Source organism: Microbacterium dextranolyticum, from assembly GCF_016907295.1.
Taxonomy (GTDB): Bacteria; Actinomycetota; Actinomycetes; order Actinomycetales; family Microbacteriaceae; genus Microbacterium; species Microbacterium dextranolyticum.
Window position 1 is genome coordinate 1538872 of the sequence record NZ_JAFBBR010000001.1, and the last position, 15168, is coordinate 1554039.

Consider the following 15168-nt stretch of genomic DNA (forward strand, 5'->3'; position numbering starts at 1 on the left):
GTGTGGGACGGGGATGCGGCAGGGTCAGTGCATGACCATGCCGCCGGTCACGTTGAGGGCCTGACCGGTGAGGTAGCCGCCATCGGTGGCGAGGTAGGCGACGAGACCTGCGACATCGGCGGGTTCGCCGAGGCGGCCGAGCGGCGAGCGCGCGGTCCACTGCGCCACCTGTTCGGGGGAGCGGGTCGCCGCTCCCATCTCGGTGAGCACGTAGCCGGGGCAGATCGCGTTGACGGTCACCCCGTGGGCACCCCATTCGATCGCCGCCGCGCGGGTGAGGGCGACGACCGCCGACTTGGATGCCGCATAGTGCGCCTCCATCGCGCCGCCCGCCTTCGCCGCCATGCTCGCGAGGTTCACGATCCGCCCGCCGCCGCGCTCGATCATGAGCGGTGCGACGGCCTGCATCGTGGCGAGGGTTCCCCGGGCGTTGATGTTCATGACGCGATCCCACTCGGCGTCGTCGATCTCGAGCAGTGGCACGAGGCGGAAGACGCCCGCGCAGTTGACCAGGAGATCGACGCCGCCCAGCAGCTCCGCCGCCTCGGCGACGGCTCGCTTCGTGTCGGTGGAGTCGGCGAGGTCGACACCGCACAGCCGCGCGCCGAGCTCGGCGGCACGGGCGGAGGCCGCATCGGTCTCGAGGTCGAGGATGACGACCTCGGCGCCCTCATCGACCAGGCGGCGTACGATCGCGGCGCCGATCCCGCCGACCCCTCCGGTGACGATGGCCGTGGTCCCGGTCAGGCGTGCATGGGTGATCGTCATCGGAGGGGTCTTCTCTCTCGGGCGTTCGGAACGGATCAGAAGGTGATGGACGGGTCCAGGAACTTGTCCGTCCAGATGTCGTCGACACTCAGACCGGCCTTCACGGGGAGACCCTGCTGCGTGTAGATCGGGGTGACCAGGCTGAACAGATCCGACATGCGCTTCGGGTCGACGGTGCCCATCTTGCCGTTGGCGTCGTTGCCGGCGATCTTGTCGCTCAGCATGGTCTTCACCGAGAAGTCGGCGACACCCTGGCTGTACACCCAGCCGGTGTCATAGGCGTCGACCAGCTTGAGGATCAGGTCGATCGTCGGCTGCGGGTCGGCGAAGAAGTCGACCGTCGCCTTCTGCAGGACGGGGACGAGTGCCTTCAGGCAGGTGTCGTACTTCTCGATGTTGGCGGGGATCGCACTGAGGACGGCCGCGTACTTCGGGTAGCCGGCATCGTTGATGAGCTGGTAGCTCACCGGCTTGCCCCACTGCGAGACCTCGTTCTTGTAGATGTAGGGCTCGGCCGAGGCGAACCCCTGCTGAGCGATCTTGCCGCCCTCCGACACGAACACCGCCGGGGTGCCGTCGTACGTGGAGTCGATCTGCGAGGCCTTCAGCACACCCTGCCCGACGAAGGCGTCGATGTAGGTGCCGCCGGGGAAGACGCGCACTGTGACGTTCTCCTTGCCGAGATCGGCGATGCTCTTCACGTTCGGGTAGGTCGCCGGGTCCCACATCAGCATCTGCGGGTCTTTCTGCAGCGGCGCGAAGACACCGACGGTGGGAAGATCCGAGGAGTGCGCGATGGCCTCGTCGGTGCCGACGTACGCCAGGAAGATCGACGGGTCGTTGTACATCTGCGCGTTCGGCTGGGTGAAGCCGGTCGCCGGCCCACCGGACAGGACGGTGACGTTGACGCCGGTGTACGAACCGGAGGCCATGAGCGGGCCGGTGACCGACTTCTGCTTGTCGTCGATCGTGTAGCCCGGGCCGACGAGCTGGTAGAGGTGGCCGTGCTCGGACTCCGGGTTCCAGTCGGTCTGGATCTTGATGTCGGCCGGGCAGCCGGCGGCGGCCAGATCGACGGCGCCGATCGCGAGGTCCGAGGCGGAGCCCGCGGGCGTGGGGGACGAGGCAGAGCAGGCGGCGAGCGTCAGAGCGCTCGCGACGGCGAGTCCGGCCGTGACGGCGATGCGTGTGCGTGCGGTTCGCATGGTTCTCCTTGGTGGGATGGGTGGTGCGGACGGGACGATGGTGCGGTGCGGGGCGACGCCGGCGGTTCAGCCGAAGTCGTACCAGGAGCCGACGGCGCGACGAGCGAGCCAGCCGAAGAACAGGAAGATCACGACGCCGAAGAGCGACGCGAGCAGAATCGAGGCGAACAGCTCGGGGCTCTGGAGTCGGGACTGGTACTTGGCGATGATCGCGCCGATGCCGGGCGTCCCGCGCTGGAAGAAGAAGTCGCCGACGATCGCGCCGACGATGGACAGTCCCGCCGAGATGCGCATCCCGGCGAACATCGCGGGCAGAGCGGTGGGCAGCTCGAGCTTCGTCAGCACGACCCACCGGGTCGCCTTCTGCAGCTTGAACAGCTCTCGTGCGCCGCGGTCGACGGACTGCAGCCCGAACAGGGTGTTCGAGACGATCGGGAACAGCGCGATCAAGACGCACACGATCGTGCGGGCGATGAAGTCGTAGCCGAACCAGAACCCGATCAGCGGGACGACCGCGAGGATCGGGATCGACTGCAGGATCACCGCGTAGGGGAAGGTGGTGCGCTCCACCCACTTCGCGAGGTTCATGGCGATGGCCCATACGACGCCGATCACGATCGCGACGATGAGGCCCACCAGCGCTACCTGAGCCGTGTTCCAGAGCGCTCCGAAGATCTCGGGACCGCTCTTCGGGTCGGCGTACACGGCGAAGATCACATGCGGCTGCGGCATGAGGTATCCGCGTGTGCCGAGCAATGCGTTGACCAGATAGACCAGGCCGATGATGAGCGCGAGGAGCAGGATCGGCGGAACCCACAAGCTCGGCTTCGTCCAGCGGGGTGCGCGCTTGCGGGGGACGGATGCCTGCTCCGCCGCGATCTCGCGTGGGTCGGCGACCGTGTGCACGGACTCGGATGCCGTGGCTTCGACGTCGGACATCAGTGGTGACCCTCTCTCAGAGCGTGGGAGACTTTGCCGACGAGCTCGGCGAAGGCGCCCGTGTAGCGGATTTCGGGATCGCGCGGCATGTCGAACGGCACCTCGAACGTGTCGACGATGCGTCCGGGGCGGCCGGACATGACGACGACCTTCGTCGACAGGTAGACCGCCTCCGAGACCGAGTGCGTGATGAACAGGCCGGCGAACCGGGTCTGCACGAATAGCCGCAGCAGCTCGTCGTTGAGGTGCTCGCGGGTGATCTCGTCGAGCGCGCCGAACGGCTCGTCGAAGAGGAACAGCTCGGGGTCGAGCGTCAGGGAGCGCGCGAGGGACGTGCGCATGCGCATGCCGCCCGACAGCTGCTTCGGCAGGTTCTTCTCGAAGCCTGCCAGCCCGACGAGCCGGATCATCTCGGTCGCCTTCTTCGCGCGCACCGCCTTCGTCTGCCAGTTGAGCTCGGCGAGCAGTTCGACGTTGGCCTGCACGTCACGCCAAGGCAGCAGCGTCGCATCCTGGAACACGTAGCCGATGCGATCGGTGTTCACGGTCGCCTCGCCGTCGCTCGGGTTCTCGAGTCCGGAGGCGATGCGCAGGAGGGTGGACTTGCCGCAGCCGGAGGGTCCCACGACGGTGACGAACTCTCCGCGATGGACGGTGAGGTCGACACCGCGCAAGGCGACGGTCCCGTTCGGGAACGTCATCTCGACATCGGTGAAGTCCAGGAGGGGATCGGTCACGCCGACACCTGCCTTTCGGTTGAGGACGACCAGTCCGCGCGCGTCACCGTGGCGACGGTGGAGGACACGAGGCGGCCGCGGTGGATCACGTGGCGGTTGGGGTCGGCCGAGGCTGCGACGTCCGCCGCGCTGGTGCCCTTGACGGCGACGAATTCGGCGCGGGCGCCCTCGACGGCCCCGGCCGCATCGAGTCGCATGACCGAGCGCGATCCGTCCGATACGAGGGCGAGTGCGTCATCGATCGACACGTGGGCTCCGATGACGAGCAGCGCGACGGTCTCGAGGGGGTCGCAGCGGCCGAGGGGGTTGAACGGGTCGCGGACGTTGTCGGCGCCTGCCCCGAGCCGCACACCGGCATCCAGCAGCGCGCGCACGGCGGTGATGCCGCGCGGGGTGGCGACGGGGGCATCCCAGCCCTGCAGATACAGGTTCGTGATGGGGAGCGTGATGATGCCCAGATCGGCGTCGCGCACCGCCTCCACGACGGGCTGCAGTTCGGCAGGCGAAAGCGTGCCCAGGCGGGAGCAGTGGCCGGCGGATGCCGACGCGTGCTGCCACGACGCCGTGCGACGCGCGAGCTCGACGATCGTGAGCGGCCCATCGAGGGATTCGTCGGTGTGCATGTCGACGCCGCGCCCCAATCGTTCGGCGAGTGTCAGCAGCCGGGCGAGCTCGGCGCCCGGGTCGGTTGCGAGGTGCGGGGCGCCTCCGATGAGGTCGACGCCGCGCTCGACGGCCTCTTCGTGCAGGGCATCCGACACGCGTTCGTCGCCGAGTGTGCACAGTTCGAGGTCGATCAGGCCCCGCAGCTCTTCGCGCACCTGCAGGAGTGCGTCGACGCCGCGCAGCGGATCCGCGTCGGCGAAGATGTTCACGTGCGAGCGGATCGCCGTCACGCCGTGCGAGAGCATGTCGAGCGCGGTCGTGCGCGCGCGCTCGGCGATCGAATCGCGCGTCTCGGCAGCTGCATACGCGTCGTACTGGGCGATGGCCGTCGGCAGGTCGCCGAAGGCGGGGGAGATGCGGTCCCACGTGCGCGACTTGTCGAGGTGCGCGTGGGGATCGGCCGCCGCGGTCAGCAGCACGAAGCCCGTGAGATCGAGCTCGCCCTCCGCTTCGGCCGGGGCCTCGCCCGCGGGGTGGACGGCCTTGACCGTCTCGCCGCTGAGCACGACGTCGACCCTGGCTCCCCCGGGGAGGGTGGCGTTCCGCAGAGTGCGGAGGGATCGCGGAAGGTGCACGAATGGTCCTCTGTTCGTCGCGCTCCGTCGGGTAGGAGATCGCGGATCAATGTTGATAGCCTCAACATCGGCGAAGGTACGGGGGCCATGTTTCGAGGGAATGACACGATCGTGTCGCTCTGTTAATCACGGCTCACCGGCGTTGCGATCGGGATCGGGATCATGTCCGGCTGCCGCCTACAATGCGGCGGAGGTAATCCGTCCCAGAGAGGAGCACGACGTGGATGCGACCACGACCGCCGCGGTCGACATGCTCGGGCCGCGAGTGCGCGCGCTGCGCACCCAGCGGGGATTGACCCTGGTGCAGCTCGCCGCGCTGTCGGGGCTGTCGCATTCGTTCCTGAGTCAGCTCGAGCGCTCGCGCGCGCGCCCGTCCATGTCGTCGCTGGAGAGCATCTCGGTGGCTCTGTCGACGAGCGTCGTGGAGCTCCTCGCTGACGGGCGCCTGTCCACACCGGGCTCCCCGGTGAGCATCGTCCGCGCCCACGAGGGCGTGGTCGGTGCCTTCGGCAGCGGCACGGGGCGCATGCTCGCGGAGGGGAGCGGGCATCCGTTCCGCCCCATCGAGTACGTGGGCGACAACACGACGTGGGGCGACGTCGTCGTCCACGATGAGGACGAGTTCATCCATGTCGTCGACGGTCGCATCGAGCTGGAACTCGACGGGGAGCGCCACGTTCTGGGGCCGCGCGATTCGGCGTACACCCCGGGCGGGACCGGGCACAGGTGGCGGACCGCCGACCCCGTTCCCTACCGTCTGATCATCGTCAAGGAGTCCAGCCAATGAGCGCACCCGAGGGACGCATCGAGGTCGAGGTGGTCGCGATCGAGGCCGCGGCCGACGGCATCGTCGAGATCGAACTCGCCGCTCGGGCCGGTGACCGCCTTCCCGACTGGGAGCCGGGCGCCCATATCGACCTCATCCTGCCGAGTGGACTCGTGCGCCAGTACTCGCTGACAGGCGAGCCCGCGGCGGCGACGTGGCGCGTCGCCGTCCTGCGCGAAGAGGCCGGCCGCGGAGGGTCGCGCTGGATCGCCGACCGGCTGCAGGTCGGCGCGCGTCTGAAAGTCGCCGGTCCGCGGAACCACTTCGCCTTGCCTCCCGCGAACGGCGCGGCGGCCCCGCTCGTCTTCGTCGCGGGCGGGATCGGCATCACTCCGATCGTCCCGTTGGCGGCGCAGGCGCTCGGCGAGGGGCGCGAGGTGCGTGTGCACTACTGCGGGCACGAGGGTCGGATGGCGTTCCTGGATCGTCTGCACGGCCTGTACGGAGACCGGTTCACCGTGCACATCAGCGAGCGCGGCGACCGGCTCGACATCGACGCGCTGGTCGTCGACGCGGCCGCGAGCGGTGCCGCCATCGTCACCTGCGGCCCGGCCCGGCTTCTCGATGCCATCGGTGAGACCGCGCGCGCACACGACGTGCCCGTTCATCTGGAGCGATTCGAATCCGGTGCGCTGCCGGCGCCCGTGTGGCAGGGACCGTTCGAGGTGGAACTGGCCCTCACCGGCGTGACGATCGAGGTGCCGCCGGAGATCTCTGTGCTCGCGGCGGCCGAGGCGGCCGGAGCGCTCGTTCTCTCCAGCTGCAGCGAGGGAACCTGCGGAACCTGCGAGACCCCTGTCCTGGACGGGGTCGTCGACCACCGCGATTCGATCCTCAGCCCGGCCCAGCGCGAGCGGAACGACACGATGTTCGTGTGCGTGTCGCGGGCCGCCTGCCCGCGCCTCGTGCTCGAGCTCTGACGCGGCCCACCGTGGAGCGCTGTTCCCTCAAGGTTGCTCGGGGGCGGGTTTGGATTTCGGGTCGGCATCGGCGATAATGTCGGCATAACCGCACAGTCGCCGTGCTATCCGCCGGTCAGGTCGTAGGGGAAGACGTACCTGATGAAACGGAGAGACCGATGGCGTCAACAACCGCGCGTGGAGTGATCTACATCCACTCCGCGCCACGCGCGCTGTGCCCCCACCTCGAGTGGGCGGTCGGTCGCGCTCTGGGCCGTGCCGTGAACTTCGACTGGGCCGATCAGCCGGTGCTGAGCGGAAGTCGACGCGCGGAGTTCTACTGGGAGGGCCCGGTCGGAACCGGCGCGGCGCTCGCGACGGCCATTCGAGGCTGGGAACACCTTCGTTTCGAAGTCAGCGAGGATCCCACGCCCCGCAGCGACGGCGGTCGATGGATGCACACACCGGGTCTCGGCATCCACTTCGCACAGACCGACACCGTCGGGAACCTCGTCATCGGTGAAGACCGCATCCGCTACGCGATGGAGATCGCCGCCGGCGACCCTGCCGAACTGCAGCGCGAGCTGCAGGTGGCGTTGGGTGCGGCGTGGGACGACGAACTGGAGCCGTTCCGGCATGCCAGCGATGACGCCCCGGTGGTCTGGCTGCACAAGGTCGGCTGAGCGGCTCTCCGCGACAACTCCACAGACCAGGCGGCGCAGGAGCGCCCGTACTCGCCTCGGACGGCTTCCCGGGGTCGAGGATCGCGTGCCGGCCGCCTCACCCGAGAGAACCCCCTCCGCTGGCTTCGCGGAGGGGGTTCTTCACGTTCTGGGCGGCACCGTTCCGGCGCCCCTCGCCTACACCGAGGCGAAGGCCACGACGGCGTTGTGGCCGCCGAAGCCGAACGAGTTGCTGATCGCCAGCTGGTCGCCCGAACCGAGGGGCTGTGCCTCGCCGGAGATCCGGAACGGCACCGCCGGGTCCTGCTCGGTGAGGTTGATCGTGGGGGGAGCGAGGCGCTCACCGATCGCCTTGATGGTGAAGATCGCTTCGAGAGCACCGGTGCCGCCGAGGAGGTGACCGGTGGATGCCTTCGTCGCCGACACCGGGATGTCGTCGATCCGGTCGCCGAACACCGACTTCAGCGCGACGTACTCGTTGGGATCGCCGACCGGCGTCGAGGTCGCGTGCGCGTTGATGTGCGTGACGTCGGCCGTGGACGCGCCGGCCATCTGCAGCGCGAGACGCACGGCGCGAGCGGCACCCGTGCCTTCGGGGTCGTTGGCGGTGATGTGGTACGAATCGGCCGTCACGCCGCCACCCACGACGGCGGCGTAGATCTTCGCGCCGCGGGCCTTGGCGTGCTCCTCGGTCTCGAGGATCAGGACGCCGGCGCCTTCGCCCATGACGAAGCCGTCACGGTCGATGCTGCCGGGGCGCGAGGCGGTCTCGGGCGAGTCGTTGCGCTTGGAGAGGGCCTGCATCGAGGCGAACGAGGCGATCGTGACGGGGTGGATGACCGATTCGGTGCCGCCGGCGATCACGACGTCGGCCAGGCCGTCGCGCAGGTGCTCGATCGCGTTGACGATCGACTCCGTGCTCGAGGCGCAGGCGCTGGCGACCGTGCGGGCGTACGCGCGAGCGCCGAAGTGCAGCGACAGGTTCCCGGCTGCGGCGTTGGGCATCAGCATCGGCACCGTCATCGGGAGGACCCGTCGCGGCCCCTTCTCGCGGAGCGTGTCCCAGGCATCCAGCAACGTCCAGAGTCCGCCGATGCCGGTGGCGAAGTCGATGCCGAGACGCTCGGGCTCGACCTCGGGGCTGCCGGCGTCGGCCCAGGCCTCCATCGCCGCCACGAGGGCGAACTGAGAGGACGGGTCGAGCCGTTTCGCGATGGGACGCTCGAGGATCGTGTCGGGGCGCACGGCGGCCTGTGCGGCGAAGGTCACGGGCAGGTTGTACTGCTCGACCCAGTCGTACTCGAGGGTGCGTGTGCCGGAGGCGCCGGCCAGCAGCGCCGACCAGCTGTCGGGCGCGGTGCCGCCGATGGGGCTGGACGCGCCGATGCCGGTCACGACGATTCGGGAAGTGCTCATGGTCTCCTCGCGATGCTCCGGTGGGGGCGTGGGCCCCCACCGTCAGCGATCAAGGCCGCCTGCAGGGGGTTGTCAGGCCTGGTTGGTGGTGATGAAGGTGACGGCGTCGCCGACCGTCTTGAGGTTCTTGACCTCTTCGTCGGGGATCGTCACGCCGAACTTCTCCTCGGCGTTGACGACGATCGTCATCATCGAGATCGAGTCGATGTCGAGGTCGTCCGTGAACGACTTCTCCAGAGCGACCTCGTCGGCGGCGATGCCCGTCTCGTCGGTGATGAGCTCGGCGAGCCCTGCGAGGACCTCGTCGTTGCTGAATGCCATGGGATTCTCCTTGTGTGTCGGGTTGTACGGGATGGGAATGCGACCCGGCCGGGTCCGGGGATCAGTCTAGGTGTGAGCTGCGAGCGCTCACGGGAGGACGATGACCTGCGCGCCGAACACGAGTCCGGCACCGAAGCCGATCTGCAGGGCGAGTCCGCCGGAGAGCTCCGGGTGCTCCTCCAGCAGACGGTGGGTGGCGAGGGGGATCGAGGCGGCGGACGTGTTCCCGGTCGTCTCGATGTCGCGACCGATGATGACCGTGTCGGGAAGGCCGAGCTGCTTGGCGAACTCGTCGATGATGCGCATGTTCGCCTGGTGCGGGACGAACGCGGCCAGATCGGATGCCTCGATGCCGGCGGCCTCGATGGCCTGCCGGGCGACCTTCACCATCTCCCAGACGGCCCAGCGGAACACGGTCGGCCCTTCCTGGCGGAGCGTCGGCCACGGCGCGAGACCGTCGCGGAACTCGACGAGCGTGTGGTTCATGCCCACGGCATCCGACTTGGATCCGTCCGATCCCCAGACCGTGGGCCCGATGCCCGCGATGTCGCTGGGGCCGACCACGGCGGCGCCGGCACCGTCGCCGAGCAGGAACGAGATCGATCGATCGGTCGGGTCGATGACGTCACTGAGCTTCTCGGCACCGACGACGACCGCGTAGTGCGCCGCGCCGGCGCGGATGAGCGCATCCGCCTGTGCGACGCCGTAGGCGAAGCCGGCGCATGCGGCGTTGATGTCGTACGCGGCGGCGGGGTTCGCTCCGATGCGGTCCGCGACGATCGCCGACACCGACGGCGTCTGCTTCGGGTTCGAGATCGTCGCGACGATGACGGCGTCGATCTTCTCGGGGGCGATGCCCGAGCGGGAGACCGCCTCGGCCGCGGCAGCAGCGGCGAGATCGATCGCCGAGGTCTCGGCGTTCGCGCGGACGCGCGTCACGATGCCGGTGCGCTGGCGGATCCACTCGTCGCTGGAGTTGATGGGCCCCACGATGTCGTCGTTGGGCACGGCGTTCTCGCCGCGGGCCGCGCCGTAGGCGTAGATGCGCGTGTGGGCGGGGCCGGTCGGCTGGGTGATCGCGATGCTCACGCGGCTTCTCCTGTCAGCAGAGCGGCCGCGGCCGCCAGATCGTCGGGGGTTTTCACGGCGACGGTGGGCACTCCGCGCAGGGCCCGCTTCGCGAGTCCGACGAGGGTGCCGGCCGGCGCCAGTTCGATGATGCCGGTGACGCCGCTCGCGGCGAACGACTCCATGCATAGGTCCCACCGCACGGGCGAGGCGACCTGCTGGACGAGCAGATCCAGGGCGTCGCGTCCCGAACGAACGACACTGCCGTCATGGTTCGTCCAGAGCGTGAGCGCGGGATCGGATGCCGTGACCTCCGCTGCGGCGGCCTGGAGGGCGTCGACGGCTGGCGCCATGTAGCGGGTGTGGAACGCGCCGGCGACTTGCAGGGGGATGACGCGCGAGCCGGCGACGGGAGCCTCGGCGAGGGCGGCCAGAGGGGGGAGTGCGCCCGCGGCGACGATCTGACCGGCGCCGTTGTGGTTCGCGGGGGTGAGGTCGAGTTCACCCAGGCGTGCGAGCACGGCGTCGCGGTCGCCGCCGAGGATCGCGCTCATACCGGTCTGCTCCGCCGCGGCAGCCTCGGCCATCGCCCGCCCGCGCAGGCCCACCAGGCGCATCCCGTCGGTCTCGGAGATCACTCCGGCGGCGACGAGGGCGGCGACCTCGCCGACCGAATGGCCGGCGACGCCCGCAGGACTGGTTCCGGCGGCTTGCGTCAGCGCGGCGTACGACAGCAGGCTGGCGGCGACGATGAGCGGCTGCGCCACCTGCGTGTCGCGGATGCGATCGGCGTCCCACTCCGTGCCGGCGGCGACGAGGTCGATGTCGCTGTCCACGGAGTACCGCTCGAGCCGGTCACGCACTCCCTCGAGGGCGAGCCATGGTTCGAGGAAGCCGGGGGTCTGAGACCCTTGTCCGGGGAAGACGGTGATGATCACTGCTCTATCCTGCCAAGTTCTCGGGGCGCGTGCTGGGGGAGACGTCACAGAAAAAGGCCGAACCCTTGTCTGTGGCGCACAGAATCACAAAGTGCGGACGCTCACGGCGTGCGGCGTGCTCCGCCTCGCCGTCGGGTCACTTCCGTGCCGATCGATCCGATGATGAGGGCCGTCTGCAGGATCAACGCCTCGCGCGGGCCGGTGGCGTCCCACCCGATGACATCCGAGACGCGCTTGAGCCGGTAGCGCACGGTGTTGGGGTGCACGAAGAGTTCCCGCGCCGTGGCCTCGAGGGACCGGCCGTTGTCCAGATAGCTCCACAGTGTCGTCACGAGATCGGATGAGTGCGCCTGGAGGGGGCGGTAGATGCGCTCGACGAGCGTGGCCTTCGCGGCGCTGTCACCGGCCAGTGCGCGCTCGGGAAGCAGGTCGTCGGCTTCGACCGGACGCGGTGCGCTGCGCCAGGCTGCGGCGACGGCGAAACCCGCGAGGGCGGCGCGGGCGCTCTGACCGGCGTCGACGAGGGCGGGCACGGTGGGACCGAGCACGAGATGGCCCGCACCGAAACCCGGCTCGAGGCGAGTGGCGATCTCGAGGAAGGGGAGGACGTCGCGCCGTTCGTCCGGCGTCGGGGCGTCCGCACGCCCGATCACCAGCACGAGCCGCGATCCCTGCACGCCGATCAGCACGTCGACGCCCATCTTGCGCGCGATCCGGCGCAGCTGGTCGACGTCGAACTGCGCGGGAGTGGTCCCGACGAGGACGGCGACTTCGCCGTGACCGTGCCATCCGAGGGCCGCGATCCTGCTCGGCAGCTCTTCGTCGGCTTCGCCCGTGAGGATCGAGTCGACGACGAGTGCTTCGAGACGGGCATCCCACAGCCCCCTCGCCTCGGCGGCGCGGGCGTACACATCGGCCGAAGCGAAGGCCACCTCTCGCGAAAAGAGCAGGATGCTCTCGCGCAGATCTTCGGCGCGCCCGGCGACACGCTCCTCGGTCACGGCGACCGTGACGCGGATCAGCTGGAGCGTCTGCGTGAGGCTGACGCTGCGCAACAGCTCACGTGGGGCGGCGGCGAAGATGTCCGCCGCGATCCAGGGGGTGGACTGGGGATCGTCGTACCACTGGATGAACGAGGCGATGCCCGCCTGCGCCACGAGACCCACCGACGACCGACGGGCCGGCGGCATGTCGGCGTACCACGGCAGCGACTCTTCGAGCCGCTTGATGGTCGCCGTTGCAAGATCTCCGGAGATCCGACGCAACCAGGCGAGGGTCTCCGCTTTCTCCTGCGGGGTGGGGCGGGCGGGCATCGCGTCGGTCAGCTCTCGCCCCCGGCGTTGCCGCTGGTGCCGGCGTTGACGTCGTGCAGGCGGTACTTCTCGATGGCCTGGACGGACAGCGAGCGATCGACGACGCCTTCCTCGGCGAGCGCCTGCAGGGCGCGCACCACGACCGAGGGACCGTCGATCTTGAAGAACCGACGAGCGGCGGCGCGGGTGTCCGAGAACCCGAAGCCGTCGGCGCCCAGCGTGACGTAGCGGTTCGGCACCCACGGACGGATCTGGTCCTGCACGGCGTGCATGTAGTCGCTGACGGCGACGACCGGACCGGCCGTGCCCTGCAGCTTCTGCGTCAGGTACGCGGTGCGCGGCTCGTCCGTCGGGTGCAGGAAGTTGTGCTCGTCGGCGGCGAGACCGTCGCGGCGCAGCTCCGTCCAGCTCGTCACCGACCAGACGTCGGCGACCACGCCCCAGTCCTCGCGCAGCAGGTGCTGGGCCTCGAGAGCCCACGGCACGCCGACGCCCGAGGCGAACAGCTGCACGCGGTGCCCGTCGCCGTCTCCTTCGGAGATGCGGTGGATGCCTCGGATGATGCCCTCGACATCGACGCCCTCGGGCTCGGCCGGCTGCACGAGCGGCTCGTTGTACAGCGTGATGTAATACATGACGTTCGGGTCGGGGTGGTTGCCGCCGTACATGCGCTCGATGCCGGAACGCACGATGTGTGCGATCTCGTACCCGTAGGCGGGGTCGTACGACACGGTCGCCGGGTTCGTCGACGCCAGCAGGTGCGAGTGGCCGTCGGCGTGCTGCAGGCCTTCACCCGTCAGCGTCGTGCGCCCCGCCGTCGCGCCCATGATGAAACCGCGCGCCATCTGGTCACCGGCGGCCCACTGGGCGTCGCCTGTGCGCTGGAACCCGAACATCGAGTAGAAGAGGTAGACCGGGATCAGCGGCTCGCCGTGCGTCGAGTACGAGGTGCCCGTGCCGGTGAAGGCTGCGAGGGCGCCCGCCTCGTTGATGCCGACGTGCATGATCTGACCCTGCGGGCTCTCCTTGTAGGCGAGCAGCAGCTCCCGGTCGACCGAGGTGTAGTTCTGGCCGTTCGGGTTGTAGATCTTCGCGGTCGGGAAGAACGCGTCGACGCCGAACGTGCGGGCCTCGTCGGGGATGATGGGCACGATCCGGTGGCCGAAGTCCTTGGCGCGCAGGAGGTCCTTCAGCAGACGGACGAAGGCCATCGTCGTGGCGATCTCCTGCGTGCCCGAACCCTTCTTCGGCAGCGCGTAGGCGCTGTCGTCGGGCAGGGTGATCGGCACGTGGTGCGTGCGACGCTCGGGCAGGAAGCCACCCAGGGCGCGACGCTTCTCGACCATGTACTGGATGGTCTCGTCCTCGGCGCCGGGGTGGAAGTACGGCGGCTGGTACGGGTTCTCCTCGAGCTGCGCGTCGCTGACGGGGATCCGCATCGAGTCGCGGAAGTGCTTGAGGTCGTCGAGGGTCATCTTCTTCATCTGGTGGGTCGCGTTGCGACCCTCGAAGTGGTGACCGAGGCCGTATCCCTTGATGGTCTTGGCGAGGATGACCGTGGGCTGACCCTTGTGCTCCGTAGCCGCCTTGTACGCGGCGTAGAGCTTCTGGTAGTCGAGGCCGCCGCGGCGCAGCTTGCCCCAGATGTCCTCGTCCGACCAGTCGGCCACCATCGCGGCGGTGCGCTCGTCGCGACCGAAGAAGTGGTTGCGGATGAAGGTGCCGTCCTCGGCGCGGTACGTCTGGAAGTCGCCGTCGGGGGTCGTGTTCATGAGCCGTACGAGCGCTCCGTCGGTGTCGACGTCGAGCAGCTCGTCCCAGCCGCGACCCCACACGACCTTGATGACGTTCCAGCCCGCTCCGCGGAAGAACGCCTCGAGCTCCTGGATGATCTTGCCGTTGCCGCGCACCGGACCGTCGAGGCGCTGCAGGTTGCAGTTGACCACGAAGGTCAGGTTGTCCAGGCCCTCGTTCGCTGCGACCTGCAGCTGACCGCGCGACTCGACCTCGTCCATCTCGCCGTCGCCGAGGAAGGCCCAGACGTGCGAATCGCCCAGGTCCTTGATACCGCGGTTGGCGAGGTACTTGTTGGTCATCGCCTGGTAGATGGCGTTGATGGGACCGAGACCCATCGACACCGTCGGGAACTGCCAGTACTCGGGCATGAGGCGCGGGTGCGGGTACGAGGGGATGCCGTGCGGCGCGCGCGACTTCTCCTGACGGAAGCCGTCGAGCTGGTCCGCGGACAGGCGACCCTCGAGGAACGAGCGCGCGTAGATGCCGGGGGAGGCGTGACCCTGGATGAAGATCTGGTCGCCGCCGGACGGGTCGTCCAGGCCCTTGAAGAAGTGGTTGAAGCCGACTTCGTACAGCGACGCCGACGACGCGTAGGTCGAGATGTGGCCGCCCACGCCGATGCCCGGACGCTGGGCGCGGTGCACCGTGATCGCGGCGTTCCAGCGGATCCACCGGCGGTAGCGGCGCTCCAGCTCCTCGTCACCGGGGAACTCGGGCTCGTTCTCCGGGGCGATCGTGTTGATGTAGTCGGTGACCGGCACCTGCGGCACGTTGAGCTGCAGCTCGTGCGACTTGTTCAGCAGGCTGAGCATGATCTCGCGACCACGGCCTGCGCCCTTGCTGTCGACGAGCTGCTGGAGCGATTCCTGCCACTCGTGCGTCTCTTCGGGATCGCTGTCCTGCGGGCCCTGCGAGTACGGATCCTGATCGTTGACCGTCACGAGACACCTTTCGTCATCTGGCAGATCGTGCCAGGGATGGGGGCTGCGGGCGCGCGCGGCTTTGTGCAGCGTCGAC

The 15168-nt window shown here is 69.0% G+C and carries 14 protein-coding genes; 3 read left to right on the plus strand and 11 right to left on the minus strand.

What is annotated here, in order from left to right; genetic code table 11:
* Nucleotides 1-24: 24 nt before the first annotated feature.
* The 5 genes from JOE64_RS07065 to JOE64_RS07085 form a co-directional block, all read right to left on the minus strand.
* Nucleotides 25-768, minus strand: coding sequence for an SDR family NAD(P)-dependent oxidoreductase (locus tag JOE64_RS07065; RefSeq protein WP_204963600.1), 744 nt, complete (start codon nt 766-768; stop codon nt 25-27).
* A gap of 35 nt (nt 769-803) precedes the next feature.
* Nucleotides 804-1973, minus strand: coding sequence for a substrate-binding domain-containing protein (locus tag JOE64_RS07070; RefSeq protein WP_204963601.1), 1170 nt, complete (start codon nt 1971-1973; stop codon nt 804-806).
* A gap of 66 nt (nt 1974-2039) precedes the next feature.
* On the minus strand, nt 2040-2912 hold the full coding sequence (locus JOE64_RS07075; protein ID WP_204963602.1) for an ABC transporter permease: 873 nt from the start codon (nt 2910-2912) through the stop codon (nt 2040-2042).
* Entirely contained in the window at nt 2912-3649 is a 738-nt protein-coding gene (locus tag JOE64_RS07080; protein ID WP_271202548.1) for an ABC transporter ATP-binding protein, read from the minus strand. The genes JOE64_RS07075 and JOE64_RS07080 overlap by 1 nt, the downstream gene beginning before the upstream one ends.
* Nucleotides 3646-4890 carry an amidohydrolase family protein gene (locus JOE64_RS07085; protein ID WP_204963603.1) on the minus strand — a complete coding sequence of 415 codons (1245 nt, stop codon included), beginning with the start codon at nt 4888-4890 and terminating at the stop codon, nt 3646-3648. The genes JOE64_RS07080 and JOE64_RS07085 overlap by 4 nt, the downstream gene beginning before the upstream one ends.
* A gap of 220 nt (nt 4891-5110) precedes the next feature.
* Between JOE64_RS07085 and JOE64_RS07090 the strand changes: the two genes are divergently transcribed.
* The 3 genes from JOE64_RS07090 to JOE64_RS07100 all read left to right on the plus strand — a co-directional run bounded on the left by JOE64_RS07090 (nt 5111) and on the right by JOE64_RS07100 (nt 7298).
* Entirely contained in the window at nt 5111-5677 is a 567-nt protein-coding gene (locus JOE64_RS07090; protein ID WP_271202547.1) for a helix-turn-helix domain-containing protein, read from the plus strand.
* On the plus strand, nt 5674-6636 hold the full coding sequence (locus JOE64_RS07095) for a PDR/VanB family oxidoreductase (RefSeq protein WP_204963605.1): 963 nt from the start codon (nt 5674-5676) through the stop codon (nt 6634-6636). The genes JOE64_RS07090 and JOE64_RS07095 overlap by 4 nt, the downstream gene beginning before the upstream one ends.
* A gap of 158 nt (nt 6637-6794) precedes the next feature.
* Nucleotides 6795-7298 (plus strand): DUF3145 domain-containing protein, encoded by a 504-nt coding sequence (locus JOE64_RS07100; protein ID WP_204963606.1) that lies wholly within the window; start codon nt 6795-6797, stop codon nt 7296-7298.
* 177 nt (nt 7299-7475) lie between these two features.
* On the opposite strand, the gene JOE64_RS07105 is transcribed toward JOE64_RS07100, so the two are convergent.
* From JOE64_RS07105 to aceE, 6 genes are all read right to left on the minus strand, one after another.
* Entirely contained in the window at nt 7476-8714 is a 1239-nt protein-coding gene (locus JOE64_RS07105; RefSeq protein ID WP_204963607.1) for a beta-ketoacyl-[acyl-carrier-protein] synthase family protein, read from the minus strand.
* A gap of 72 nt (nt 8715-8786) precedes the next feature.
* Nucleotides 8787-9035: an acyl carrier protein gene (locus JOE64_RS07110; protein ID WP_204963608.1), complete on the minus strand. Its 249-nt coding sequence runs from the start codon at nt 9033-9035 to the stop codon at nt 8787-8789.
* Between the two features lie 87 nt (nt 9036-9122).
* Nucleotides 9123-10124: a beta-ketoacyl-ACP synthase III gene (locus JOE64_RS07115; protein WP_204963609.1), complete on the minus strand. Its 1002-nt coding sequence runs from the start codon at nt 10122-10124 to the stop codon at nt 9123-9125.
* A complete protein-coding gene (locus JOE64_RS07120) occupies nt 10121-11041 on the minus strand; it encodes an ACP S-malonyltransferase (RefSeq protein ID WP_204963610.1) in 921 nt (306 codons plus the stop codon). Before JOE64_RS07120 ends, JOE64_RS07115 begins: the two co-directional genes overlap by 4 nt.
* 101 nt (nt 11042-11142) lie before the next feature.
* Nucleotides 11143-12354, minus strand: a complete 1212-nt coding sequence (locus JOE64_RS07125; RefSeq protein ID WP_204963611.1) for a PucR family transcriptional regulator — start codon at nt 12352-12354, stop codon at nt 11143-11145.
* A gap of 8 nt (nt 12355-12362) precedes the next feature.
* A complete protein-coding gene (gene aceE, locus JOE64_RS07130; RefSeq protein ID WP_204963612.1) occupies nt 12363-15092 on the minus strand; it encodes a pyruvate dehydrogenase (acetyl-transferring), homodimeric type in 2730 nt (909 codons plus the stop codon).
* Between the last annotated feature and the right edge of the window lie 76 nt (nt 15093-15168).

Coding starts and splice junctions, on each gene's coding strand:
- JOE64_RS07070 (WP_204963601.1), bottom strand. CDS start 1,973: ATGCGAACCGCACGCACACGCATCGCCGTCACGGCCGGACTCGCCGTC.
- JOE64_RS07105 (WP_204963607.1), bottom strand. CDS start 8,714: ATGAGCACTTCCCGAATCGTCGTGACCGGCATCGGCGCGTCCAGCCCC.
- JOE64_RS07095 (WP_204963605.1), top strand. CDS start 5,674: ATGAGCGCACCCGAGGGACGCATCGAGGTCGAGGTGGTCGCGATCGAG.
- JOE64_RS07075 (WP_204963602.1), bottom strand. CDS start 2,912: ATGTCCGACGTCGAAGCCACGGCATCCGAGTCCGTGCACACGGTCGCC.
- JOE64_RS07100 (WP_204963606.1), top strand. CDS start 6,795: ATGGCGTCAACAACCGCGCGTGGAGTGATCTACATCCACTCCGCGCCA.
- JOE64_RS07065 (WP_204963600.1), bottom strand. CDS start 768: ATGACGATCACCCATGCACGCCTGACCGGGACCACGGCCATCGTCACC.
- JOE64_RS07110 (WP_204963608.1), bottom strand. CDS start 9,035: ATGGCATTCAGCAACGACGAGGTCCTCGCAGGGCTCGCCGAGCTCATC.
- JOE64_RS07125 (WP_204963611.1), bottom strand. CDS start 12,354: ATGCCCGCCCGCCCCACCCCGCAGGAGAAAGCGGAGACCCTCGCCTGG.